The sequence below is a fragment of the Marinifilum sp. D714 genome, from assembly GCF_030851345.1.
Taxonomy (GTDB): domain Bacteria; phylum Bacteroidota; class Bacteroidia; order Bacteroidales; family Marinifilaceae; genus Marinifilum.
On record NZ_JALPNU010000024.1, the window covers coordinates 26,302 to 50,182 of the forward strand.

22 protein-coding genes are annotated in these 23,881 nt (G+C 36.9%); 11 read left to right on the forward strand and 11 right to left on the reverse strand.

The window, feature by feature from the left end; all coding sequences use genetic code 11:
- The first annotated feature begins 137 nt into the window (after positions 1-137).
- From M0051_RS16445 to M0051_RS16455, 3 genes are all read left to right on the forward strand, one after another.
- Positions 138-1,328, forward strand: coding sequence for a GlmU family protein (locus M0051_RS16445; RefSeq protein WP_306742605.1), 1,191 nt, complete (start codon positions 138-140; stop codon positions 1,326-1,328).
- 172 nt (positions 1,329-1,500) lie between these two features.
- Entirely contained in the window at positions 1,501-3,954 is a 2,454-nt protein-coding gene (gene lon, locus M0051_RS16450) for an endopeptidase La (RefSeq protein WP_306742606.1), read from the forward strand.
- Positions 3,955-4,088: 134 nt separating this feature from the next.
- On the forward strand, positions 4,089-5,189 hold the full coding sequence (locus M0051_RS16455; protein WP_306742608.1) for an AI-2E family transporter: 1,101 nt from the start codon (positions 4,089-4,091) through the stop codon (positions 5,187-5,189).
- A 118-nt stretch (positions 5,190-5,307) separates the two neighbouring features.
- Here M0051_RS16455 and M0051_RS16460 read toward each other — a convergent pair whose 3' ends face one another.
- Positions 5,308-6,225 (reverse strand): NAD(P)-dependent oxidoreductase, encoded by a 918-nt coding sequence (locus M0051_RS16460; RefSeq protein WP_306742609.1) that lies wholly within the window; start codon positions 6,223-6,225, stop codon positions 5,308-5,310.
- Positions 6,226-6,391: 166 nt separating this feature from the next.
- Here M0051_RS16460 and M0051_RS16465 point away from each other — a divergent pair, with 166 nt between their 5' ends.
- From M0051_RS16465 to M0051_RS16495, 7 genes are all read left to right on the forward strand, one after another.
- Complete coding sequence (locus M0051_RS16465; RefSeq protein ID WP_306742610.1) at positions 6,392-7,159, forward strand: TIGR00266 family protein; 768 nt, start codon at positions 6,392-6,394, stop codon at positions 7,157-7,159.
- 391 nt (positions 7,160-7,550) lie between these two features.
- A complete protein-coding gene (locus M0051_RS16470) occupies positions 7,551-8,702 on the forward strand; it encodes a cytochrome c3 family protein (RefSeq protein WP_306742611.1) in 1,152 nt (383 codons plus the stop codon).
- A gap of 57 nt (positions 8,703-8,759) precedes the next feature.
- Positions 8,760-11,735 carry a 4Fe-4S dicluster domain-containing protein gene (locus tag M0051_RS16475; protein WP_306742613.1) on the forward strand — a complete coding sequence of 992 codons (2,976 nt, stop codon included), beginning with the start codon at positions 8,760-8,762 and terminating at the stop codon, positions 11,733-11,735.
- 10 nt (positions 11,736-11,745) lie between these two features.
- Positions 11,746-13,125: an NrfD/PsrC family molybdoenzyme membrane anchor subunit gene (nrfD, locus tag M0051_RS16480; RefSeq protein WP_306742614.1), complete on the forward strand. Its 1,380-nt coding sequence runs from the start codon at positions 11,746-11,748 to the stop codon at positions 13,123-13,125.
- Positions 13,126-13,129: 4 nt separating this feature from the next.
- A complete protein-coding gene (locus M0051_RS16485) occupies positions 13,130-13,651 on the forward strand; it encodes a DUF3341 domain-containing protein (protein WP_306742616.1) in 522 nt (173 codons plus the stop codon).
- A gap of 19 nt (positions 13,652-13,670) precedes the next feature.
- Positions 13,671-14,834: a quinol:cytochrome C oxidoreductase gene (locus tag M0051_RS16490; protein ID WP_306742618.1), complete on the forward strand. Its 1,164-nt coding sequence runs from the start codon at positions 13,671-13,673 to the stop codon at positions 14,832-14,834.
- A 23-nt stretch (positions 14,835-14,857) separates the two neighbouring features.
- Positions 14,858-15,433 carry a cytochrome c gene (locus M0051_RS16495; protein WP_306742619.1) on the forward strand — a complete coding sequence of 192 codons (576 nt, stop codon included), beginning with the start codon at positions 14,858-14,860 and terminating at the stop codon, positions 15,431-15,433.
- Between the two features lie 66 nt (positions 15,434-15,499).
- Here M0051_RS16495 and M0051_RS16500 read toward each other — a convergent pair whose 3' ends face one another.
- From M0051_RS16500 to M0051_RS16530, 7 genes are all read right to left on the reverse strand, one after another.
- A complete protein-coding gene (locus M0051_RS16500) occupies positions 15,500-15,820 on the reverse strand; it encodes a cation transporter (RefSeq protein ID WP_306742620.1) in 321 nt (106 codons plus the stop codon).
- Positions 15,821-15,911: 91 nt separating this feature from the next.
- A complete protein-coding gene (locus tag M0051_RS16505; RefSeq protein WP_306742621.1) occupies positions 15,912-16,778 on the reverse strand; it encodes a protoheme IX farnesyltransferase in 867 nt (288 codons plus the stop codon).
- Between the two features lies 1 nt (position 16,779).
- A complete protein-coding gene (coxB, locus tag M0051_RS16510) occupies positions 16,780-17,730 on the reverse strand; it encodes a cytochrome c oxidase subunit II (RefSeq protein ID WP_306742622.1) in 951 nt (316 codons plus the stop codon).
- 3 nt (positions 17,731-17,733) lie between these two features.
- On the reverse strand, positions 17,734-18,021 hold the full coding sequence (locus M0051_RS16515) for a cytochrome C oxidase subunit IV family protein (protein WP_306742623.1): 288 nt from the start codon (positions 18,019-18,021) through the stop codon (positions 17,734-17,736).
- Between the two features lie 10 nt (positions 18,022-18,031).
- Positions 18,032-18,649: a cytochrome c oxidase subunit 3 family protein gene (locus M0051_RS16520; protein WP_306742624.1), complete on the reverse strand. Its 618-nt coding sequence runs from the start codon at positions 18,647-18,649 to the stop codon at positions 18,032-18,034.
- Positions 18,642-20,252 (reverse strand): cbb3-type cytochrome c oxidase subunit I, encoded by a 1,611-nt coding sequence (locus M0051_RS16525; RefSeq protein ID WP_306742625.1) that lies wholly within the window; start codon positions 20,250-20,252, stop codon positions 18,642-18,644. The genes M0051_RS16520 and M0051_RS16525 overlap by 8 nt, the downstream gene beginning before the upstream one ends.
- Before the next feature lie 74 nt (positions 20,253-20,326).
- Positions 20,327-21,109 (reverse strand): SCO family protein, encoded by a 783-nt coding sequence (locus M0051_RS16530; RefSeq protein ID WP_306742626.1) that lies wholly within the window; start codon positions 21,107-21,109, stop codon positions 20,327-20,329.
- A gap of 225 nt (positions 21,110-21,334) precedes the next feature.
- Between M0051_RS16530 and M0051_RS16535 the strand changes: the two genes are divergently transcribed.
- Positions 21,335-21,772 carry a cytochrome c gene (locus tag M0051_RS16535; RefSeq protein WP_306742627.1) on the forward strand — a complete coding sequence of 146 codons (438 nt, stop codon included), beginning with the start codon at positions 21,335-21,337 and terminating at the stop codon, positions 21,770-21,772.
- A 39-nt stretch (positions 21,773-21,811) separates the two neighbouring features.
- Here the strand turns inward: M0051_RS16535 and M0051_RS16540 are convergent, their stop codons facing one another.
- From M0051_RS16540 to M0051_RS16550, 3 genes are all read right to left on the reverse strand, one after another.
- The gene (locus M0051_RS16540; RefSeq protein ID WP_306742628.1) at positions 21,812-22,075 is read right to left on the reverse strand and encodes an SEC-C metal-binding domain-containing protein; all 264 of its coding nucleotides are present in this window, start codon (positions 22,073-22,075) and stop codon (positions 21,812-21,814) included.
- An 80-nt stretch (positions 22,076-22,155) separates the two neighbouring features.
- Positions 22,156-22,932, reverse strand: a complete 777-nt coding sequence (locus M0051_RS16545) for an SDR family oxidoreductase (protein WP_306742629.1) — start codon at positions 22,930-22,932, stop codon at positions 22,156-22,158.
- 87 nt (positions 22,933-23,019) lie between these two features.
- On the reverse strand, positions 23,020-23,844 hold the full coding sequence (locus M0051_RS16550) for a phosphatidate cytidylyltransferase (protein WP_306742630.1): 825 nt from the start codon (positions 23,842-23,844) through the stop codon (positions 23,020-23,022).
- Positions 23,845-23,881 lie beyond the last annotated feature (37 nt).

Consider the following 23,881-nt stretch of genomic DNA (forward strand, 5'->3'; position numbering starts at 1 on the left):
TTTTTTTTTGTGCAAATTTCTGAGGAAGAATTACTATGTATAATTAAAGCAAGTTATTCGACTCTTTTTTTGTATTTTTGACCATACATAAAATTTGAAACACACGAATCCTTTGGGGATTTACTATTACTACTGCAATGAATTATATTCTTTTTGATGATGGAGCATGGAACGAATTGCTTCCTCTTACATTTACTCGTCCGGTTTCCGAGATTCGCATAGGGATTACTACCATTCGCGAGAAGTGGGAACGTTTATTAAATACTGAATGTAGCTTTTTAACTCAAGAGTATTTGAGTGAGAAGTATCCTTTAAAAAAGGATGATACGAACATTTTAATCAATGGATCTGTTATAGCAAATAAGGAATTGATTGATGCCGTTCAGAATTTAAAAGAGGGAGATTTCTTAATAGCAAATGACCTTGTGATTGCGGCTTGTTTAAATGCTGATGAGATTGCACAGGTGCAAAAAGAGAAATTGGAAGGTTTAAATACTCTTGAATTCACAGGAGAGTTTGATCAAATTAATAAAGCCTACGATATTTTCTCATTAAATGATAAAATCCTTCGCCAAGATTTTGCTTTGCTTACCGAAGGAAGAGAATCTCAACTCATTTCAGATACAGTGAATGTACTGGGCAAGGAGAATATCTTTGTAGAAGAAGGGGCATCGGTTGAGTTTGCAACATTAAATGCAAAAAAAGGACCAATTTATATTGGCAAAGATGCTGAAATTATGGAGGGTGTTTTGGTTCGCGGACCATTGGCAATGTGTGAGCATTCGGTTCTAAATTTAGGAGCTAAAATTTATGGTGCTACAACACTAGGACCTTATTGTAAATGTGGAGGAGAGTTGAATAATGTAGTAATGTTTGGTTATTCAAATAAGGCTCACGATGGATTTTTGGGTAATGCAGTTCTTGGTGAGTGGTGTAATATTGGTGCAGATACCAATAACTCTAATCTGAAGAATAACTACTCGCAGGTTAAACTTTGGAACTACGTAACCCAAAACTTTGCAAGAACAGGTTTGCAATTTTGTGGAACTATAATGGGTGATCATTCTAAACTTGGAATCAATACCATGCTAAATACAGGTACGGTAATTGGAGTGAGTGCAAATGTATTTGGTTCGGGGTTCCCTCGCAATTTTATTCCGTCTTTTTCTATGGGAGGGAATCATGGATTTAAAGAGTATCGTTTAAATGCAACCTTTGAGGTTGCTGATCTGGTAATGAAACGCAGGGGAAAAGAATTTGATGATGTTGAAAAGAGGATTCTATCTCACATTTTTGAAGTGACAAAAGAGTATAGAAAATCATTTTAGAGAATAAAAGAAGAGTCCTTACAAATAATCGTGAGGACTTTTTTTGTTTGGCACAGGGATTGCCAAGTACATAGCAACAATTTTTTTTTTAGAGGAAGCGACATTTTGTCACACCAGTTTAATAAAAACTTACTTCCTTTACAGATATAATGTAAGAAAGGCAGACGAGATAATGAGTAGTAAGATAGAATTCAATATTAGTGATATAGTTTTGTCGAATATGATGGATGAAGATTCGGATTTTATTCCAATTATAACCGATGAGGATGAAAGTGCATTGGATGAGTTGCAGGTACCTGACACTTTGCCAATACTACCTCTTCGAAATACAGTTTTATTTCCAGGAGTTGTAATTCCAATTTCTGTTGGTAGAGAAAAATCGTTGAAGTTGGTTCGCGAGGTCTACAACAACAAAGGAATGTTGGGAGCAGCTTCTCAAATTGATTTGAGTGTTGAAGAACCACACTTTGAGGATATCAATAAAATTGGTACCGTGGCTCAAATTATCAAAATTCTTGAAATGCCTGATGGAACCACTACGGTGATTCTTCAGGGGAAAAAGCGCTTTGAGCTTGAAGAGATTATTAGCGAAGAACCATTTCATGTAGGTCGTATTAAAACCATCAAGGATCAGCGTCCTGAGGTGGAAGATAACGAGTACAAAGCCTTGGTTTCTTCGGTTAAAGATATTGCCATTAAGGTAATCAAGTTATCACCTCAAATTCCAAACGAAGCTTCATTTGCAATTAAGAACATCGAAGGTTCATCATTCTTGATCAACTTTATTTCAAGTAACTCGGAGATAAAGCATAATCAGAAGCAAAGATTGCTTGAGTTTGATAATATTCGCGATAGAGCAATGAAACTTCTTGAATATTTGGTTCGTGAAGTTCAGGTTCTGGAGTTGAAAGATGATATTCAGTCGAAAGTGAAGACTGATATGGATCAGCAGCAAAGAGAATATTTGTTGCACCAACAAATGAAAACCATTCAGGACGAATTAGGCGGAAGTCCGAACGATCAGGATGTAATGGAGCTGGAAGAAAAAGCCAAAGATAAAAAGTGGGCTGAAGAGGTTGAAGAAACTTTCCAGAAAGAGTTAAAGAAGTTACAAAGGTTGAATCCAGCGGCAGCAGAATATTCAGTTCAATTGAACTATTTGCAGGAATTATTGGATTTACCTTGGAATGAATATACCGAGGATAACTTCGATTTGAAGCATGCACAAAAAGTTTTGGATAATGATCACTTTGGCTTGGAGAAAGTGAAAGATCGTATTATTGAACACTTGGCAGTTCTTAAGTTAAAAGGCGATTTGAAATCTCCAATTTTATGTCTTTACGGACCTCCAGGGGTTGGTAAAACATCATTGGGAAAATCGATTGCTGAGTCTTTGAACAGAAAGTATGTCAGAATGTCTTTGGGTGGATTGCACGATGAATCAGAAATCCGTGGACACAGAAAAACTTATATTGGTGCAATGCCAGGTCGTATCATTCAAGGCATGAAGAAAGCCGGATCATCGAATCCTGTATTCATTTTGGATGAGATTGATAAAGTAGGTAGCGATTTTAGAGGAGATCCATCTTCTGCTTTGCTTGAGGTATTGGATCCGGAGCAAAATAATGCTTTCCACGATAATTTCCTTGAAGTAGATTACGATTTATCGAAAGTGATGTTTGTGGCAACAGCTAATAATGTTGGATCTATTTCGGCACCACTTCGCGACCGTATGGAAATGATTGATGTTAGTGGATACATTCAGGAAGAGAAAGTTGAAATTGCTCGTCGTCACCTGATTCCTAAGCAAATGGAAAATCATGGAATTACTTCAGATCACATTAAAATATCGAAAGAGGTAATTGCTGAGGTGGTTGATAAGTACACTCGTGAGTCTGGTGTTCGTGCATTGGATCAGCGAATAGCTAAAATTATGCGTAGAGTGGCTCGTAAGGTTGCTATGGATGAAAAATACGACATCAATCTTAAATCAGAAGATTTGAAAGAGTATTTGGGAGCAGAAATGTTTAACCGTGAGAAATATCAGGGCAACGATTATGCTGGTGTTGTAACTGGTTTGGCTTGGACTTCGGTAGGAGGTGAAATCCTATTCATTGAATCAAGTCTTTCTGCAGGTAAAGGAAAGCTGACCTTAACTGGTAATCTTGGTGATGTGATGAAAGAATCGGCATTATTGGCTCAGGAATACTTGCGAGCACATTGTGATTCGTTGGAGATTAAGAAAGAAGCTTTTGATGAATGGAACCTTCATGTTCACGTTCCTGAAGGAGCAATTCCAAAAGATGGACCATCAGCAGGTGTAACCATGGTAACAGCAATGGCTTCAGCTTTTACACAGCGTAAGGTGAAGAAAAATATTGCCATGACTGGTGAGATTACATTGAGAGGTAAAGTACTTCCGGTTGGTGGAATTAAGGAAAAAATCCTTGCAGCAAAACGTGCCGGAATTAAGGAGATTATTCTTTGTAATCAGAATAAAAAAGATATCGAAGAAATTAAGGATGTTTACTTGAAAGGATTAAAATTCCATTTTGTAGATGAGATTATGGAAGTTCTTGATATTGCTCTAATGAAGCAGAAAGTGAAGAACCCTCTGAAAATATAATCAGGATAAAAATTAGAAGAAAGGCTCTCAAATCGAGAGCCTTTTTCATTTATTAGACCTTAGTCTCATAAAAATTCTTACTTTTAAGTTCAGTTATTCCTTACTGATATTACACATTTAATTGCTTTTCAAGAATGAACGGAAAAGGGAAATATATTTTGGTAGCCATTGGTCTAATTATTTTAGGATTAATGGTATGGTATTTTAGTAATATTGTTGCTTACATCTTAATTTCTGTGGTTTTATCTTTTATTGGTCGACCTGTTGTCGATTTTTTGAACAAGGTAAAAATCAGGAAATGGACCTGCCCACCTGCTTTATCGGCAGGAATTACCTTAATATTACTTTGGTTTGTAATGGTAATATTTTTTCGAACCTTTATCCCAATGGTTGCTGATCAGGCCGAAGAATTATCTACCATTGATGTAAATGCAGCAGCTCGCAGCTTGGAAGAGCCTATTAAAAATCTGGAAACATTAATTGCAAAATATTCTGCGGAGGGAGATGATTTTAACCTGAAAGCTGTTGTAATTGATAATTTCACCTCTTTTGTAAAGATTTCTGATGTGTCATCGATATTTGGTTCTCTGGCAGGTACATTGGGAAATATATTTATTGCACTCTTCTCCATATCATTCATTACCTTTTTCTTTTTAAAGGATAGCAGTTTATTTACAAGTGGTGTAGTTTTAATGGCACCAGCAAAACACGAAGAAGGGGTACTTCACGTATTAGATTCAATCAAAAACTTATTGATGCGTTACTTTGTGGGCTTGTTTTTTGAAGTAATATTGGTTGGATTTTTGGTTACCATTGGTTTAAGTATAGTTGGTTTGCCTTTTGGAACTGCAGTGGTAATTGGACTTTTTGCAGGAATGATGAATGTGATTCCTTACATTGGGCCAATAATTGGAGCTACATTCGGAATGATTATTGGAATTGCAACCAATATACATGCTGATTTTTATACTGAAATTTTACCATTGCTTGGATATATGGCATTGGTTTTTGCTTGTGTTCAAATTATTGATAACATTTTGTTCCAACCATTAATTTACTCCAATAGTGTGAATGCACATCCACTTGAAATTTTCATTGTAATTATAATGGCAGGAAGTATGGCAGGAATAATTGGAATGATGCTGGCAATACCATCTTATACCATTATGCGCGTGATTGCCAAAGAGTTCTTTAATCAATATCGATTTGTCAAGAAATTAACACAGAATATATAAAGGGAATGGTTTTACATAGCGAATGATAAGATTTTCTAATAAAAAAGAACGCAAAGAATGGATCATCTCTTTGCGTTCTTTGCATTTGTATTTATTAGCGCATTTTGCGTGAAACTTTTTAAATACTTGAAGTTTCGAAGTGATTCTTCAAAACAATCATTTCTTCTTCAAAACTCAATTTTTCTCCATTGTATAATTTCATGATTCGTTCATCAATTTTCACAATTTGCTGAGGTAATTCCAGATGTTGATTGGTGAAAATCATTTCTATATTGGGATGATTCTTTTGAATATTCTCCACCAATTCCATAATCGATTTATTATACTCTACCAGATTATAAACGCCAGAATCTAATCTTCCGCCCAACAAATTATCCAGAATGTTGGTTGTTTTGTCGAGCGAAACAAAGGGTAATTTCTGATTGCCACTGCCGTGAATCCATATTTTGCCAACAAAATGAGAATCGAACAATAATCTGTTTAGAATGCCTTTCATTTTCATGCTCACACCATAACCAAACACATTTCCTAAGCGAATAATTTGAGTGTTGATTTTTGGCATAATGCGCTCTACATGTTGTTCGCCTCGTAACTTCGAATTGCCAAGCGATGAAGTTGGTTCCAACATGGAATAAACATCATATTCTTGATTGGAATAACCGTATACCTCAGTTGAACTGAGATAAATAAATTGTTTAACATCACTGTCTTCAACAGCATAAATCAATTCGGCAGTTCCCCAATTGTTCACTTGTTCGTGTATTTGATGTAGCTTCTCATCATCTGTATTTTCAGCTGCCAAATGATACACAACATCCACATCTTTTATCAAACTGTCAAGTGTTCTCGAATCTAAAAGTTCACCTTTTACAAACTTTACTTTTCCAGGCTTAATTTGAGAATGAAGGAACAGGTTGTAATTATCCTGATTTAAATTATCCAGTACGGTAATATGGCTTACTTTAGAATTTTGATTCAATTTTCGGCACAGTTCGGTACCTATGTATCCGGCTCCTCCGGTAATTAAAACTTTCATGACAGCAATATTTAGTTATTTAAAGCCTATTAAAGTTACAGATTATCTTGCTTTACTGCCAAATAAGTATTGACTCTCTTTTGATTAAGTAAGAATGAATGCAATAAAATATGATATTCGTAAAGAGATTTTTTGTAATAATCTGTTAACTTTAAAAGAAAAAAATATGAGATCACACGAAATTGATTATACAATTAAAGGGCACGATATTCAATTGGTAGAAATTGAATTGGACCCGAATGAAACGGTAATTGCCGAAGCTGGTGCTATGCTTTACATGAAAGAAGGTATTGAATTCGAAGCAAAAATGGGTGATGGTTCGGAGCCTGACAAAGGCTTGTTCGGGAAGTTATTAAGTGCAGCATCAAGAAAAATTACGGGCGAATCTATTTTTATCACTCACTTTACTCATCATGGAGTTGGAAAGAGTCATGTAGCTTTTGCAGCGCCATACCCGGGAACCATTGTTCCTTTGGATTTGGAAAAATTGGGAGGATCGGTAATTGTGCAGCGCGATGCATTTTTATGTGCTGCATTGGGAACAAAAATTAGTATGCACTTCAATCGCAAACTAGGATCTGGATTTTTTGGTGGAGAAGGATTTATTCTACAAAAATTGCAAGGAGATGGTAAGGCTTTTATTCATGCAGGTGGTACTTTAATTGAGCATGAGTTGAACGGAGAAACACTTCGCGTGGATACTGGTTGTGTGGTTGGTTATCAGGAAGGAGTAAATTTTGATATTCAGCAATCAGGAGGATTAAAGTCGATGCTGTTTGGTGGAGAAGGTCTTTTTCTTGCAACTCTTAGCGGAAGAGGAAAAGTTTGGCTTCAATCTATGCCAATTCGTAAGTTGGTGAGCCAGTTAAGTACAGGAGGACCTAATGCTTCGAAAGAGAGCAGTGGCGGAATTTTAGATTCGTTATTGGAGTAATAAAAGTTTAAGAAATTAATTTATAAGATGCTTCATGTTAATGAGGCATCTTTTTATTTTTAGTCACTTCTAAGCACAAAAATTATTTAGAAACTGGTTTTTTTCATTTTTTTTGAAATACAGGAATTCATAGGAAATACTAATAAAAGACAGTAAAGTCTTTTATTGGGTGTGCTAATTATTGCAGTTTGTTATGTGAAAAGGCTGTGATTTAATAGTTTAAATTGTTATATTTGGTAGAGAGCGAGTCATTTGAGAAAAAAGATTCGCCAGGATTGTTTCTTGAAATGTTGATGAATTGTAGGGGAGAAGAGTAAAGAAACAGTCAATTTGACATTGCACGATTGCGAATTGCTATTATATAACCTTATCTGTAATTAATGCCTGACCTATGAGTAAACCCTACAGATTAACATGTGCCTTGTTCATATTTATTTTGCTGCTTGCCCCATTTCAAATTCTTGCTAGTGAGGCTGATTCTACAGCGAAAGATGATCATTCTGGTCATTTCGATTACTTTTTAAATAGTGAAAAGAGAGGCGAAAGATTGTTTAAAGGATTAACCAGAACTCCTGTAGAGTGGCAATCTTGTGTTTCATGTCACAATATCGATTATATCGACACACTAAACTGGAATCCTTCAGCCAAAGCTATTGCAGGAACATTTGCCAATAAATCCATTGCTGAATTTCGTTCGGTTTTAATGTCTCCATTGGGAAAAAAAATGGAGGAATCTCATCAAAACTATTCCTTTTCAGATGAGGAGTTAGGATACATCAAATCCTATTTGCAGAAATTGAATAGCAGTGTTCTTTATGAAACTAAACCAAAGGTGAACAACCTAATTGTGTTTTTCTTTTTGGGCGCACTAATTACCCTGGCTTTGGTGGATCTCTTCTTTACGAAGAAAATCAAATATAAAATTATTCCTGTACTGATTTTTGTATTCGCGTTTGGCTACCAGATTCAGATGCTTGCAGAAGGCGCGATGGCATTAGGTCGCAAGCAGAATTATGCACCGATTCAACCAATCAAATTCTCGCATAAAATACATGCCACCGATAACAAAATTGATTGTCGATATTGTCACACTACCGTTGATGAAAGTAAATCGGCAGGAATACCTCATGTGAACCTATGCCTCAATTGCCATATAATTGTGCGTGAGGGAACCAACTCAGGAAAGTTTGAAATAAACAAGATTCATGCTGCCATTGAAAATAATGCCCCTGTTGAATGGATTCGAATTCATAAACTACCAGATCACGTTTTCTTTAGTCATGCTCAGCATGCAAATGTTGGGAAGAGAGATTGTCAGGAATGTCATGGTTTGGTCGAAGAAATGCATGTGCTGAAACAAGTCGAAGATCTTTCGATGGGCTGGTGTTTGGATTGCCATGATAAAACAGCAGTTGATTTTCGCGAAAATGGATACTATTCTGAATCATTCAAAAAGCTACACGAGGAACTTACTTCGGGTGCAATAGATAGTGTTAGAGTAACGGATATCGGAGGAAGGGAGTGTGCTCGATGTCATTACTAGTAGACTTAGAGTAAAACTCAACCCCCTTAATTTGTATCACTTGATAATCGTTTACCTATGAAGAAATATTGGAAAAGCCTTCCCGAACTTAAAAATGGAAAGAATCCTGTTCCTGATCAACAACCAATGCCAAAAGGGAACTTGGAGCAAATATTAGATATTTTTGACAAGAATGAAAATGGTTCCAAAAGCAACCGTCGCGATTTTTTGAAACTTTGTGGTTTCAGCCTTGCCATTAGTACTGTAGTAGCCAGCTGTGAGAACTCAGTTCAAAAAGCCATTCCCTATTTGATCAAACCTGAAGAAGTAACTCCAGGTAAAGCCAATTATTATGCGTCGAGTTATTCGAAAGGAAGTGATTATTGTAGCATCCTTATAAAAACTCGAGAGGGAAGACCCATTAAGATTGAGGGAAACGATTTATCCGGGGTAACCAATGGTGGGACTAGCTCAAGAGTACAGGCTTCCGTTTTGGATTTGTATGATACAAGTCGATGTAAACATCCTAAGAAAGGAAATCAGAAATTAGCATGGGAAGAACTGGATGAAGCAGTTAAGAAGGAATTAAATCGTCTTAAAAACGCCAATGAACAAGTTGTATTACTCACTTCGAGTATATACAGTCCAAGTACCATTAGTGTTATTCAGAAGTTCATCGCTCAATATCCAAACGTAAAATGGGTACAATATGATAGTCAATCCGCATCGGCACTAATTCAAGCAAACGAAATGTGCTTTGGTAAAGCTGGTGTTGCCGATTACCGATTTGATTATGCAGATATGATTGTAAGTTTTGATGCCGATTTTTTGGGTACATGGTTAATGCCTTTGGAGCATATCAGGCAATATACCAAGAAAAGAAAACTATGCAATGGCAATACTTCCATGTCTCATCATATCCAAATAGAATCAAGATTGTCGCTTACTGGTAGTAATGCAGATAAAAGGATTCCTGTAAAGCCTTCAGAGCAAAGCCTTCTGATTGTGCAGCTTTATAATGAGGTTTTAAAACTGGCAGGAAAGGAGATTTATTCAGTTTCGGAAAGTAATGATAATATAAAGCAAATTGCAAAAGATTTATGGTCGCATAAAGGGAAATCACTGGTAGTGTCAGGATCGAAGGATACCAGTGTACAGGTGATTGTAAACGCCATTAATTTCGAATTGGAGAATTATGGTTCTACTTTAAGGGTAGACAAACAACTGCATACTTTCAAAGCCAATGATTCCGACATGGATCAACTATTGGAAGATATGAAATCCGGTATTATTAAGGGAATAATAAGCTATGGTGTGAATCCGGTCTTCGATTTCTATAAGGGAAAAGAATTTGCAGAATCATTGAAAAAGATTGCTTTTAGTCTGGCCATGGATGAGGTTCCAAATGAAACGACTGCATTGATGAATTTGCTTGCTCCTGATAACCATTTTCTGGAAAGTTGGAACGATTTTGAACCCAAAAGCAATCGATACAGTTTGATGCAGCCTGGAATTCGTCCACTTTTCGACACAAGACAGTTTCAGTCAAGTTTATTGAGTTGGATTGGTGAGGATAGCAACTATCTTAATTTTATAAAAAATCACTGGGAAAGGAACATGTACCCAATGCAAAAAGCATATCCAAATTTTACGACTTTCTGGAACCATACACTGCAGCAAGGTGTATTTGAACCGAGTATAAAGTCAGTATTCGATACGCAATTTAGCTTGGCTAATATAAGCAGCCTTGTGAATCAACTGGCAAAAACAGCAGATAACAAAGGTGTAGAACTGCAATTGTACGAAAGCATTGCCATTGGCGATGGAAAGATGGCCAATAATCCGTGGTTACAGGAAATGCCAGATCCGGTAACGAAAATTTGCTGGGACAATTATTTATGTGTCTCGCCGAAGCAAGCCGAAGAAATGATGTTGGAAACCGGAGATGTAGTTGAACTGAATTCGCAAGTAAAACTTCCAGTGTATGTTCTACCAGGACAGGCATACAATACAGTGGCAGTTGCTACTGGCTATGGGCGTCAGGTTTGCGGCGTTGTTGGGAAGAATGTAGGTGTAAATGTAAACTTCTTACTACAATCCAATGATGATTTTTTAGGAGATGTCAAGCTGGCAAAAACTAGCGAAAAATATGATTTGGCCATGACGCAAACGCATCATTCTATGGAAGGAAGAGCCATTGTTCGTGAAGCTGGCTTGGAAGAATACAAGAAGAATCCATCAGCAGGGAATGAATCGCATCATGCGTATGAAAATGCAAGTATTTACGAAAAACCAAAGTTTCCAAATCACCATTGGGGATTGGTGGTTGATCTAAATTCCTGTGTGGGATGTGGGGCTTGTTCCATTGCTTGTCAGTCGGAAAATAATGTTCCGGTAGTTGGAAAGAAAGAGGTAATTCGAGCACATGAAATGTCATGGATACGAATAGATAGGTATTTCTCTGGAGATGAATTCAATCCTGATGTATCCTTTCAGCCTGTAATGTGCCAACATTGCGATAATGCACCATGCGAAAATGTTTGTCCTGTGGCAGCAACCAATCACAGCAGCGAAGGATTAAACCAAATGGCTTATAATCGATGTATTGGAACCAGGTATTGTGGGAATAATTGCCCTTATAAAGTGCGTCGTTTCAATTGGTTCGATTATACCAAAGCCGATTCAATACCGAACAACCTTCATGATGTGGCTGAAATGACTATTGACTTAAAAAGGATGGTCTTGAATCCTGATGTAACAGTTAGAGCCAAAGGTGTAATTGAAAAATGCTCTTTATGTGTTCAAAGAATACAGGAAGGGAAACTGAATGCGAAAATTAAAGGCAGAAAAGTGAAAGATGGAGAAATCAAGACCGCTTGTCAGCAGGCTTGTCCTTCGGGAGCAATCATTTTTGGAGATTTAAACGACAAAGAAAGTAAACTGGTAAAAGAAACCTCTAGCAAGAGAAACTACCATTTACTGGAAGAGATTCACACTTTGCCATCGGTAAGCTATTTGACAAAGATTAGAAATAAAAAAATGAACCACTCATAAATCCACGCTTATGTATGTGTCGCCTATAAGAGAACCCCTTGTAACAGGGAACAAGACCTATAAGAAAATAACGGACGAAATATCCGCTCCTATCGAAGGTAAGCCTGGTAAGGCATGGTATGCAGGTATCACATTAACTGTTTCTGCTTTACTACTTGGACTGGCTATGATGGGATATACCATTTGGAATGGAATAGGAACCTGGGGACTAAACAAAACCATTGGTTGGGGATGGGGGATTACCAATTTTGTATGGTGGGTTGGTATTGGTCATGCAGGCACTTTTATTTCAGCAATTTTGCTATTGTTCCGTCAAAAATGGAGAACCAGTATCAATCGTTCCGCAGAGGCAATGACTTTGTTTGCAGTAATGTGTGCCGGATTGTTTCCATTAATTCACATGGGACGACCCTTGCTGGGATTTTTCGTTTTTCCTTATCCCAATACGCGTGGACTTTGGGTGAATTTTAACTCTCCTTTGTTGTGGGATGTTTTTGCCATTAGCACATACTTTACGGTGTCATTGTTATTCTGGTATGTTGGTTTGATTCCCGATATTGGAACAATTCGTGACAGAATAAAATCTAAATTCAAGAAATGGATATACGGGCTACTGAGTTTTGGTTGGACCGGATCAGCAAAACACTGGCAGCGACATGAGTCTATCAGTTTGATATTGGCAGGTTTGGCAGCACCCTTGGTTTTGTCTGTTCACAGTATTGTAAGTACCGATTTTGCTACTTCGGTGATACCAGGCTGGCATACAACCATATTTCCGCCCTATTTTGTTGCGGGGGCCATATTCTCTGGTTTTGCCATGGTACTTACCTTGCTGATTATAACCAGAAAAGTATTAAACCTTGAGAACTATATTACCGTTGGTCATGTCGAGTCAATGAATAAGATCATTATTGCAACAGGTTCAATTGTTGGTATTGCCTACATTACCGAGCTGTTTATCGCCTGGTATTCTGGAGTGGAGTACGAACAGTATGCTTTCCTAAATCGTGCTACAGGACCATATTGGTGGGCGTATTGGATCATGATGACCTGTAATGTGATATCACCACAATTGTTGTGGTTTAAGAAATTAAGAAGAAATCTGGTATTTACTTTCATACTTTCCATATTCATTAATATCGGAATGTGGTTTGAACGATTTGTAATCATTGTAACCTCTCTTCACCGTGATTATTTACCATCAAGTTGGTCAATGTATGAACCAACTATAGTGGAAGTCGGAATTTTTATAGGAACACTTGGTTTGTTTTTTACCTGTTTCCTACTGTTCATTCGTGTATTCCCGGTAATTGCCATTGCCGAGGTGAAGAGCGTATTGAAGAGTTCGGGAGATCAAAAAGATAAACCTGAAACCAAAGAAAAACATTAGAGACATGAGGAGATACATTTCAGCATATTTCGAGGATGAGGAGAATCTTTTAAGGGCAGCAAAGGACTTAAAAGAGAAGCAAGTTTCTATACAAGATGTTTTGACTCCTTTTCCAATTCATGGATTAGATCCAATATTAGGTTTTAAGCGATCCAGAATACCAACAGTAGGTTTTATTTCAGGAGCAATAGGATGCATTATCGCTTTTGGTTTTCAGGCTTGGGCATTTATTGTGGATTATCCTCTGTTTATAGGTGGTAAACCGCACTTTGCGATTCCATCTTTTATCCCAATCACATTTGAGTTGACTGTTTTGTTTGCTGCTTTTGGGATGGTATTTGCTTTCCTGATTCAATCGAAATTAGGACCCGGTGCAAACAACCCCATTCACGATGAAAGAATAACCGATGATCGATTCATGATCATTGTCGATTTGGATGAGGCAGGAAATCTGTATGAATTGGTAAAAGAAATCCTGCTAAAGGAGGAGGCACAAGATATTAAAGTGAAAGAGATTGACAAATAACCTTCAAAATCACACAGAGATGGAAGAAAAATATACTTTAAAACGAAAAACACAATATGGAATCTTATCCATAGTGGGCGTTGGAATTCTCTTGCTGATTTTGGGCTATTTTATCGAATCGCCAAACAGGCAGGAATTGTGGGCCAATGTTCTGATCAACAACCTTTATTTCTTGTTTATTGCACTTTTTGGAGGCGTCTTTTTGGCACTTCACAAGATTTCATATGCAGGCTGGTATACGGCCTTAAAAAGGATTCCTGAAGCTTTGACCAAATTTCTACCCATATCAGCAGCTCTAATGTTCCTGATCTATTTTGGGATGCACGATTTGTATCATTGGTCGCACGAAGGATTGCACGATCCTATTCTTGAAGGAAAAGCAGCTTATCTAAACATTCCATTCTTTTTTGCCCGGATGGCCTTGTATTTCCTGGGATGGATTGGCTTGACTTACCTGCTGAGGAAGAATACACTTGATCAGGATATTAATCCAGATTTGAAATACCATAAGCGAGGGAAAATCCTGGCAGCTTTATTTATGGTGTTTTTCGCGATCTCCAGTTCAACCATGAGTTGGGATTGGATCATGTCCATTGATGCACATTGGTTTAGTACCTTATTTGGCTGGTTCATTTTTATTGGGATGTTTGTATGCGGAATCGCAACTATTATATTGCTGATTGCTTTTCTTAAATCTCAAGGCTACTTGGAATATATCAACAAGGAACACATTCACGATATGGGCAAATACCTGTTTGCTTTTAGTATTTTCTGGATGTACCTGTGGTTCTCTCAGTATCTGTTGATTTGGTACAGTCACATTCCTGAAGAAACGGCCTACTTTGCACCACGATTAAACGATCACAAGTTCTTGTTTTTTACAGTTTTGATTATCAATTTCTTATTTCCATTTCTTGCCCTAATGACAAGGGATTCGAAACGAAATATAAAATGGCTAAGCTTTGTGGCTGTGATTGTATTGATTGGACACTGGCTGAATATTTATATGCTTGTAATTCCAGGAACCATTGGCAAAACTGCACAGATTGGCTTAATCGAAATTGGTTTTATCGCTTTGTACTTGGGAGGATTCCTATATGTGGTATTTAGTTCCTTGTCCAAAACACCATTGTTGGTGAAAAATGATCCTTTACTAGAAGAAAGTTTCCATTACGAAACCTGATTCATCATTTTAATGAATTGACTATGAAAAAATATAGATACGTATCGGTTTTTGTGTTTTTGTTGGCAAGTGTAATGCTTTCCTGCGATAAGGATAACAACCATCCTGGCTATTCGTATTTTCCGGATATGCAGGATTCAAGAGCTTACGAGCCCTATTCATCTAATCCGAATTTTACTGATGGAAAAAGCTTGAGATTACCGCCTGAAGGTACTGTTCCACGAGAGATGATTCCTTACGATTTCGAGAAGACTCCGGAAAACAGAACCTGGGCAGGTATAAATATAGTGAACATGACAGAAATGAGTATGGAGGATGTTAAAAGAGGCAAGGAGTTATTTGGCATTTTTTGCATCAACTGTCATGGAGAGAAAGGAGATGGGAAAGGATTTTTATACACAAGTGGCAAGTATCCATATGCTCCCAAAAGTTTGGTTACGGATATATTGAAAACTACGCCAAGAGGAGAGTTTTTTCATGTAATTACTACCGGATTTGGTGTTATGGGAGCTCATGGGCCGCAAATTAAGCCTGACGATAGATGGAAGATTATAGAATACATTAAGGTGGAACTTCAAGGAAAAGACATAGGGCAGTAATGCTAATCACATAAAAAAAGAGACATTTCTGGTGAGATGTCTCTTTTTTTATCAGTAAACTTTGTATCATTCATTTACGGTATAACCTACCGTTTCAATCTTTTGGGCAATTTCCTCTCGATTCACCTTATCTTTTTCAACCATAATGGTTACGCGGTTATTCTTGTGAGAAGCCTTTACTTCTTTTACTCCTTTGATTTGCTTTAATCCGTTTACAACGGTGTTTTCGCAACCAGTGCAAGTCATTCCACTTACATCAAATTCCATTTTTTGATATTCTACAGTTTGAGTAGTGTTTGCTTCATCAGGTTGTTCTGATTTTTTCGTGTTCGACTGACATGCGGCAAACAAACCTACTGCCAGTATTAGAATCAATATTTTTTTCATCGTATTTTGCTTTAGTTGATTTATAAATTTAAGTAGTATCGAATTAAATGTCTAGTAAATTAAACCGAATAACAATTTGATAACAAAAAAACTACAAGTACAATCGGTCAATACCAATCATGATCATTACCAATAAGAAATACAGATTAAGCCTTAGAAATAGTTTTCGGGTATAGGTTCGTTCTGTCTTTTTAAGCAATATGAAACTATTTGGTATGATCCACAAGGAAATAATGAATAAGGACCAAATTAGGATTTGGGATGAGATCACTCTAAATACTGGAAGTAATAAGGCTACAACTATGGTTGCCAACATCCAAACCAGAGTAATTTTCCTAATCTGACTGAAAGTAAATACATCAGTCAACACTTTAAAACCGGCTTGCTTATAATCTTCTCCATACAACATTAATAAGAGCCAAAAATGTGGAATCTGGCCTATAAAAAAGAAGAAGGAGAGAGCCAGGATGGGAGGTGCCAGTAAATCTCCTCCTGCTGCCACCCAACCAATCCATGGTGGGAAAGCCCCACTTAAAGCTCCTGGAACTACTGCAAATGCTGTAAATTGCTTTAGGGGAGTGTAAACCAAATTGTACCAGAAAATAGATAGAATTGCGATCCATAGACTGGTAAGATTTCCTCCCCAGGCAAGAAAACCACATCCGGTCAATAAAAAAAGTGCGCTCCACCTTACCGCTTCGGAAATGCTTATTTTTCCCGATGGAATGGGTCTGAACTTTGTCCTGTCCATTAACGCATCCTTCCTGTATTCTTGTATATGATTTAGGGCTGATGCACCCATCACAATTAAAAATATCCCAAATACTACATAGAACATTTGCCAGGAAATTTCAGGGGTGTGAAGTATAAAGCCTGTAAAACATGATATGGCAATTGGGATAGCAATTTTAACCTTCCCAAGTTCCAGTAGGACTGATATTTTGGATTGTATATTCATATTATTTATCTTCGCTAAGGGTTCTCATAAACTCAATTATTTCTCCGATATCTTCCTCGGTAAGCTCATTTTTGTAGGAAAGCATTAATCCTTTTTGATATCCATCTACGATATCATCATTCGGATTGTAAATTGAATTCAATACATATGCACTATCAACAATAACTTCTCTTTTTTCCTTTCCGGTTTTTACGACTTCAGTCTTCCCAAAAAGGCCTTTCCAGGTTGGTCCAACCAGTTTAGATCCATCAATGGAATGGCATGCCAAACAACCATTTTTTTGTACAATTCGTTTGCCCAAAGCACCAGGTTTATCCGATATTAAAGTCACGGTTTGGGTTGTATCAATGTACCAGGAATCAAACTTTTCCTGTGGCATTACAATTACCGATGTTTGCATGTATGAATGTTGCAAACCGCAATATTCGGTGCAAAACAGATCGAATTCACCTTCGCGACCAGGGATAAACCACATCATGTGTTCTTGACCTGGGACAACATCCTGTTTCAATCGAAATGCTGGAATGTAAACACTATGAAGTACATCCAATGCCACTAAATCCAGTTTGATGGCCCTGTCGATCGGAACATACAGTGTATCGGTTTTCTTCCCGTTTTCATATTCGAATTGCCAGTTCCACATTCTCCCAATGGTTTTAATTTCAAAGGCATCTTCAGGCGCTTCCTTCATAGGTTTATATCCTATCCAGCCATAGTAAAACATTACCATAACTAAGGCTGTTGGTATTACTGTCCACAATATTTCCAAACTAACACTCCCGTGGATTTGTGTTGCTTTAGGATTTTTAGATTTGCGATATCGAAAAACAAAGTATATCATTACAATTGTGATGGCTACAAGGAAGAAAATGGTAATTCCTAAAATCACAATGAATGAGGTATCAACTCCTTTTACAAAATTTGAAGCATCGGCTATTCCTTTCGAAAACATAAGCTATCGGTATAAGTAGTCCATGAATGTAATAACTATAACGCAGGCAAGTAGCAGAAAGACACTCGCTACCATAATGCCGTAAAATTTCTTGTCGAATTTTAAATGCATAAAAATCAGTAAAACCAAAATTGATTTGAAACTTGCCAAGAGCAATGCCGCTGTAACTGTATATGGTCCTAAATCTATTCCTGTAACTGCTACAGAAATAAATGTCATAATCAACAGTGCTATCAAGACATATAAATATGTTTTGTATTTTACGATGTGTGTATGTTGGTCTTTTTCCATAGTTCTTTATTTAGGTAATGAGATAAAATAATGGGAAAAGGAAAATCCAAATTAAATCGACAAGATGCCAGTAAAGTCCGCTGTTCTCAAGTATGGCAAAATTATCGTGTTGTACTTCATTTTTAATAACCAGATGCATAACATAGCCAATAAATGCCATTCCTATAACAATATGAAGTGCATGTAATCCTGTCATGGCGTAGTACAAGCCAAAAAACAGCAACTCACCTCTACTTGCTTCTTGCAAAGTCATACTTCCTGGATAAATTCCATGTGAAATTTTGCCACTCCACTCAAAGTATTTGTTTACCATAAAGGCCAGAGCCAGTAAAAGTGTGATTGTCATAAATATTAGCGTAAGCTTTTTGTTCTTATACTGCATAGCACTAATCGACATGGCAATGGTCATACTGCTCACCAGTAGAATAACGGTGTTGATTGTACCCAGAGTAGTATCCAGTTCTTCGGCAGCCAAATGAAAAGCCAAAGGATTTAAATATCGATAAACCGAATAGGCAATGAACAGCCCACCAAATAAAAGAAGTTCGGTAAAAATGAAAATCCACATACCAGTTTTAGCACCTTCATCGTCTCTATGTTCGTCTATGTGCACTTGATGATCATTCATATCCATAAGGGTGTTTAGTTACAGTAGGAATTTTTTCAAAATTTTCAAGACTTGGAGGGCTTGCCACAGTCCATTCCAGAGTTTTGCCTTGCCAAGGGTCTGCTTCGGCAGGAGCTCCATATTTAGCAGATCGTACAAGGTTGGTAATAATAATGATTAAACCTGATATCATTAGTAATGCACCAAGTGATGATACGATGTTTGGACCATGGAATTCATCAACGTAGTCGTAATATCTGCGAGGCATACCTGTCATGCCCAAATAGAACATTGGAAGGTAAAGGGTATTGAATCCAGTAAAGAATATTGCCAAACCAATATTTGCCCATGATTTGTCGTACATTTTGCCGAACATTTTAGGATACCAGTAATGAATGGCTCCAAAGAAGGCATATCCTGTTCCACCGAATACAATAAAATGGAAGTGAGCTACAACAAAAGCGGTATCATGTAGGTGGACATTGGTAGATAATGCGCCCAATACCATTCCCGATAATCCACCAACCATAAAAACAAACAAAAAGCAAAGCGCCCATAAAAATGGAGTTTGAATATCGATGGATGCTTTGTGAAGGGTTGCCACCCAGTTAAAGATTTTAATGGCACTTGGTATGGCTACAAAGAATGTTAATATGGAGAAAGTATACAAGGCCGTTCCACTCATTCCCGAGGTAAACATGTGATGTCCCCACACAAAGTAACCAACAAACGCAATTGCCAGGGTAGATACCACAATTGCCTTGTAACCAAATATGGTTTTGCGGGCAAACGTTGGAATGATTTCAGAAATTACTCCCATGGCAGGAAGAATCATGATGTATACTGCAGGATGAGAATAGATCCAGAAAAGATGTTGGTACAGGATTGGATCGCCACCCAATGCTGGATCGAAAAAACCAATCTGCATGGTTCTTTCCAAAACAATCATTAAAAGGGTAACACCTACAATTGGAGTTGCTAATACTTGAATCCAGGATGTTCCGTAAAGTGCCCAAGGAAACAACGGCATTTTCATCCATGTCATTCCAGGAGCACGCATTCTGTGTACGGTTACAATAAAGTTAATACCTGTAGCGATGGAAGAAAAACCTAAAACAAAAGCACCCGTTACAGCAGGCAGCATATTGGTTCCTGTTCTGAAACTATATGGAGCGTAGAATGTCCAACCTGTATCTGGAGCTCCATCACCTAAAAACTGAGCTGATAATGCAATGAAAGCTCCAATGATATAAATCCACCAGGAAAGAAGATTCAATTTTGGAAAAGCTACATCTTTTGCTCCAATCATGATAGGCAGGAAGAAGTTCCCGAAAACAGCAGGCAAGCCAGGTACCACAATCAGGAATATCATTGTAATACCATGAAGCGTAAAGAAACTGTTATAGGTTTGAGCATCCATAATGGTTTTGCCCGGAGCGATAAGCTCAATTTTCATGGCAAGTCCAAGCAGGGCGGCTACACTAAACAATACTAACATGCTGTACAAATAGAGCAGACCAATGCGTTTATGGTCTGTCGAGAAAATCCAGGCAAACAGTCCTTTGAATCGTCCTTTGTATTCAAGGTAACTCACCTCGGTGTGCTGATTTACGGTTTCTGACATATGTGTAGGTATTAATTTATTTTTAGCTACAGATTACACGACATTTACTGTTTTTGAAGTAGTGTAATTCGTGGTTAACTTCTTTTTCTTCGTGGTTTTCTGATCACTAGTAATAGAAATATGATGATTCCCATTGCTAGTATGATCGTACCTGTAATTTTTGTGATATTTAAAACATAGGCCTGTCCTACAGGATCATATGAATAACAGTATTGTAATATTTTATTGATGGTAGGCCCTGCTTGTCCTTTAGAAGCCTCAAGCATGGCCAGTTTAAATTCGAATGGAAGAAAATAGGTTCCATTTAAATATCGGGTAATCTTGCCTTCCGGACTCAATACAATTACGGTAGCAGCATGTGTATAATCATTACCGGTTTTCTTGTAACGAAATCCCATACTTTGTGTTGCTTTGGCTATGTTAAGACTGTCAGCGGTAAAGAAGCTCCAACCTTCTTCGGTGTTTTTTCCTTTTACCAAAGACTTATAGTTGTTTTTCTTTTTAATGGCCAAGTCTATGGTTTCAGTAGGATCAAAACTGATCGTGATTACTTGATAATCTTCCGAAAGTTCTAAATCACTTTTTTCAATGACTTCTGCCAATCCATCCATTAAAGGACTACAAATTCCAGGACATCGGTAGTATACAAATATTAATGCAGTAGGTTTATTGATTTGCTTTTTTAAATTAACCAATTGACCTGCTTCATTTGTTATCATTATGTCCTCAGGGATATATTCTTCAAGGTGTTCTATTACACCTACCTCAAAGTCATAATATAACTCTTTAGTATTTTGACCAACCGAAATAAAAGATTGAAGAAGAAAGGCAAGGCAAATAGCAAGTTTTAACTTCATAGTTATTCCTCCAAATTTTAGGGTTAAGGAGAGAAAATAGGCAATAATCCAATAAAATTATTCTCGTCCGGTTAAGTGGTTCTATATAAATATATAAAATAATTTTGTAGTTTTTTATGCTTAACTTTCTTTTTTTACGACACTTAGCTATTTAGATGGTGGATTTATTTTGATAATATCACTTGTGTTGATTATTTTTATTAGGTCTAAACAAGAATCTGTAGCATGAAATTAATAAACCTAATATTTGTCTTTTCCTTATTCTTTCTAATTACGGCTTGTGGAGGATCTGGTAAAAAAAAGACAGTAAGCACTGATCAAAAGATAAGTTTGCCAGAAACTGACTTAGAGAAAGGTGCGGTTTTATATCGAGCGAAGTGTATGAATTGTCATATGAAGTCGGGAAAAGGAATAGAAAAGTTTTATCCGCCTTTGGCAGGCTCGAATTATTTAAGCGAGAATTTAGAAGAGGCCATCTATATGGTGAAGTTTGGAAGTAATAAACCCATAAAAGTAAATGGAGTGAAATACAATAGCCTAATGCCTGCCTCTGGATTAACTGATGAGGAATTGGTTTTGGTATTCAATTACATACTAAATTCTTGGGGAAATAGTTATGGAAGTGTTACTCTTGATCAGGTTAAGGCAGTAAAAAGAAAATAAAAGAGATCATTCTATTGAATGATCTCTTTTTAGAATATTTTAATTTACACTGGTTCTTACTCTAAAATGTTCTTTTCTTAGTTTTTTTACCGATAAGATTTTAATTTCTTCTTCGCCTGTTTTCTCATCTATTTTTCGAACTGCAATCTTGCTTCTTTTTTGATGATCTGGATAATGACAGGACTTGTATTTTTTGCCACTATCGCAGTAACATTTTTCATTACGCTCCATTTTTACGTAATAAAATTCTTCCTCATTAGTCGAATTGAAGAAGTTTAAAATGTTGTCGAGTAAATTCTTCATTGTACAAGAGTTTTAGGATTACATTTTGGGTTCCTTTAAGTTAATGTTTATCCTAATTGGAAGCAAATGAAATTATAATTTTAACCGTGTACACCCAATATTTGTCCACCATCAACACTAATGGTTTGGCCCGAGATGTATCCCGAAGCTGGAGAAAGAAGCCATGCTGCCAATTGTCCTAAATCATCAGGATTTCCCATTCTTTTCATTCGTATTCCTGATGCAATTTTGTCTTTGGCTTCCTGCATTGTGATATTTTCTTGTTCAGCTTTTTTGTCCAATAAACGATTGATAGCCAGAGTTTCATGATAACCAGGTCCAACAATATTTAAGGTAACACCCGAATCAGCAATTTCCTGTGATAATGTTTTTACAAATCCCACCACGGAAAGTCTTAAGGATGTGCTTAGAACCAAATTGTCGATAGGTTGTTTTACCGATGAACTCTCCAGGAACACCATTCTTCCATAAGATTCCTTTAGCATCAAAGGAACAAGAGCTTGAGTAAGGGCTACTTTCCAACGCAGTAATTGATGATAGGCATTGTCCCAATCTTCAATTTTCGTTTCTAAGGTTTTCATAGCCGGCGGACCACCAGCATTCACAAATACACCAGAAATTTTCCTGTTATTAATTTTATCTAATAAAAGTGATATACTTTCAGGAGCGGTTATATCTGCGCAAAAACTTTCAATGGAGTTGAGATAATCATTCTCTAGTTTAATTAGTTTTTTATCGCTACGTGCAATTGCAATTACTTTGGCTCCATCCTGAACCAAATATTTTAATACTGCGGCTCCAAAACCAGAAGTTGCGCCACAGACTATAAAAAGTTGATCCTTAATATTTAAATCCATATAGAAATTATTTTTAGATTGAATTTCTACTAAAAATAACTTTTTCTTTTTGGATTTTATTCTTGAGAGAGGATGATTATGAGTTTTTTAACGGAAGAACTCGTTAATAAATTGAAGAAATACAAAAATCATTGGTGAAACAAGTAGTATGGCATCGAATCGATCTAATAACCCACCATGACCAGGGATTAAGTTTCCTGAATCTTTGATGTTAACGCTTCTCTTTAGTAGGGATTCTACCAAATCACCCATTGATCCGAATACCACAACAATAGCTCCGCTAATAATCCATTGTACAGTAGTTAATTCTTTTGAGTATAATGAAATTAAGTAGGCGATGGCAAGTGTAATTACTGCACCACCAATACTTCCTTCCCATGATTTTTTAGGAGAAATTCTCTCGAATAAGCGGTGTTTACCAAAGTTTACTCCAACTAAATAGGCTCCAGTGTCATTCGCCCAAATTAAAACAAAAATGCCCATTAAAATCTCCCAATGAAATTCATTATCTCCAAAAGGGAAAACCATGAAATTTAAAAGAGAAAAGGGTAATGCTACATACAACAATCCCATAAATGTATAGGCTATATTTCCAAAAGGATTTTCCTTCTTACGGTACATCTCAATTATTGGGATAAGTACCAGTAAAGGAACAAACAAGGCAAATAATGCGGAGTTGTTAAAATGAGTATAGGCAAAGCATGATGTGAACAAGAGTGCTGCTCCAATTAATCCTGTGGTAATTTGAGGAACGCAATTGTTTTTTTGAATTAGTTTGTAGAATTCAAAACTAGCTAGAAGTGTAATGCCCATAAATACTGCGAAAAAAGCAAAGGGATGAATAACTATTCCTGCTATTAGTACAATTACGAATATCGCTCCAAATAATGTTCTTGTTAAAAAGTTCCCCACGTGAAAAGAATTAATTGTTCTTTGATGCAAAAGCATC

Coding starts and splice junctions, on each gene's coding strand:
- M0051_RS16445 (WP_306742605.1), top strand. CDS start 138: ATGAATTATATTCTTTTTGATGATGGAGCATGGAACGAATTGCTTCCT.
- lon (WP_306742606.1), top strand. CDS start 1,501: ATGAGTAGTAAGATAGAATTCAATATTAGTGATATAGTTTTGTCGAAT.
- M0051_RS16455 (WP_306742608.1), top strand. CDS start 4,089: ATGAACGGAAAAGGGAAATATATTTTGGTAGCCATTGGTCTAATTATT.
- M0051_RS16460 (WP_306742609.1), bottom strand. CDS start 6,225: ATGAAAGTTTTAATTACCGGAGGAGCCGGATACATAGGTACCGAACTG.
- M0051_RS16465 (WP_306742610.1), top strand. CDS start 6,392: ATGAGATCACACGAAATTGATTATACAATTAAAGGGCACGATATTCAA.
- M0051_RS16470 (WP_306742611.1), top strand. CDS start 7,551: ATGAGTAAACCCTACAGATTAACATGTGCCTTGTTCATATTTATTTTG.
- M0051_RS16475 (WP_306742613.1), top strand. CDS start 8,760: ATGAAGAAATATTGGAAAAGCCTTCCCGAACTTAAAAATGGAAAGAAT.
- nrfD (WP_306742614.1), top strand. CDS start 11,746: ATGTATGTGTCGCCTATAAGAGAACCCCTTGTAACAGGGAACAAGACC.
- M0051_RS16485 (WP_306742616.1), top strand. CDS start 13,130: ATGAGGAGATACATTTCAGCATATTTCGAGGATGAGGAGAATCTTTTA.
- M0051_RS16490 (WP_306742618.1), top strand. CDS start 13,671: ATGGAAGAAAAATATACTTTAAAACGAAAAACACAATATGGAATCTTA.
- M0051_RS16495 (WP_306742619.1), top strand. CDS start 14,858: ATGAAAAAATATAGATACGTATCGGTTTTTGTGTTTTTGTTGGCAAGT.
- M0051_RS16500 (WP_306742620.1), bottom strand. CDS start 15,820: ATGAAAAAAATATTGATTCTAATACTGGCAGTAGGTTTGTTTGCCGCA.
- M0051_RS16505 (WP_306742621.1), bottom strand. CDS start 16,778: ATGAATATACAATCCAAAATATCAGTCCTACTGGAACTTGGGAAGGTT.
- coxB (WP_306742622.1), bottom strand. CDS start 17,730: ATGTTTTCGAAAGGAATAGCCGATGCTTCAAATTTTGTAAAAGGAGTT.
- M0051_RS16515 (WP_306742623.1), bottom strand. CDS start 18,021: ATGGAAAAAGACCAACATACACACATCGTAAAATACAAAACATATTTA.
- M0051_RS16520 (WP_306742624.1), bottom strand. CDS start 18,649: ATGAATGATCATCAAGTGCACATAGACGAACATAGAGACGATGAAGGT.
- M0051_RS16525 (WP_306742625.1), bottom strand. CDS start 20,252: ATGTCAGAAACCGTAAATCAGCACACCGAGGTGAGTTACCTTGAATAC.
- M0051_RS16530 (WP_306742626.1), bottom strand. CDS start 21,109: ATGAAGTTAAAACTTGCTATTTGCCTTGCCTTTCTTCTTCAATCTTTT.
- M0051_RS16535 (WP_306742627.1), top strand. CDS start 21,335: ATGAAATTAATAAACCTAATATTTGTCTTTTCCTTATTCTTTCTAATT.
- M0051_RS16540 (WP_306742628.1), bottom strand. CDS start 22,075: ATGAAGAATTTACTCGACAACATTTTAAACTTCTTCAATTCGACTAAT.
- M0051_RS16545 (WP_306742629.1), bottom strand. CDS start 22,932: ATGGATTTAAATATTAAGGATCAACTTTTTATAGTCTGTGGCGCAACT.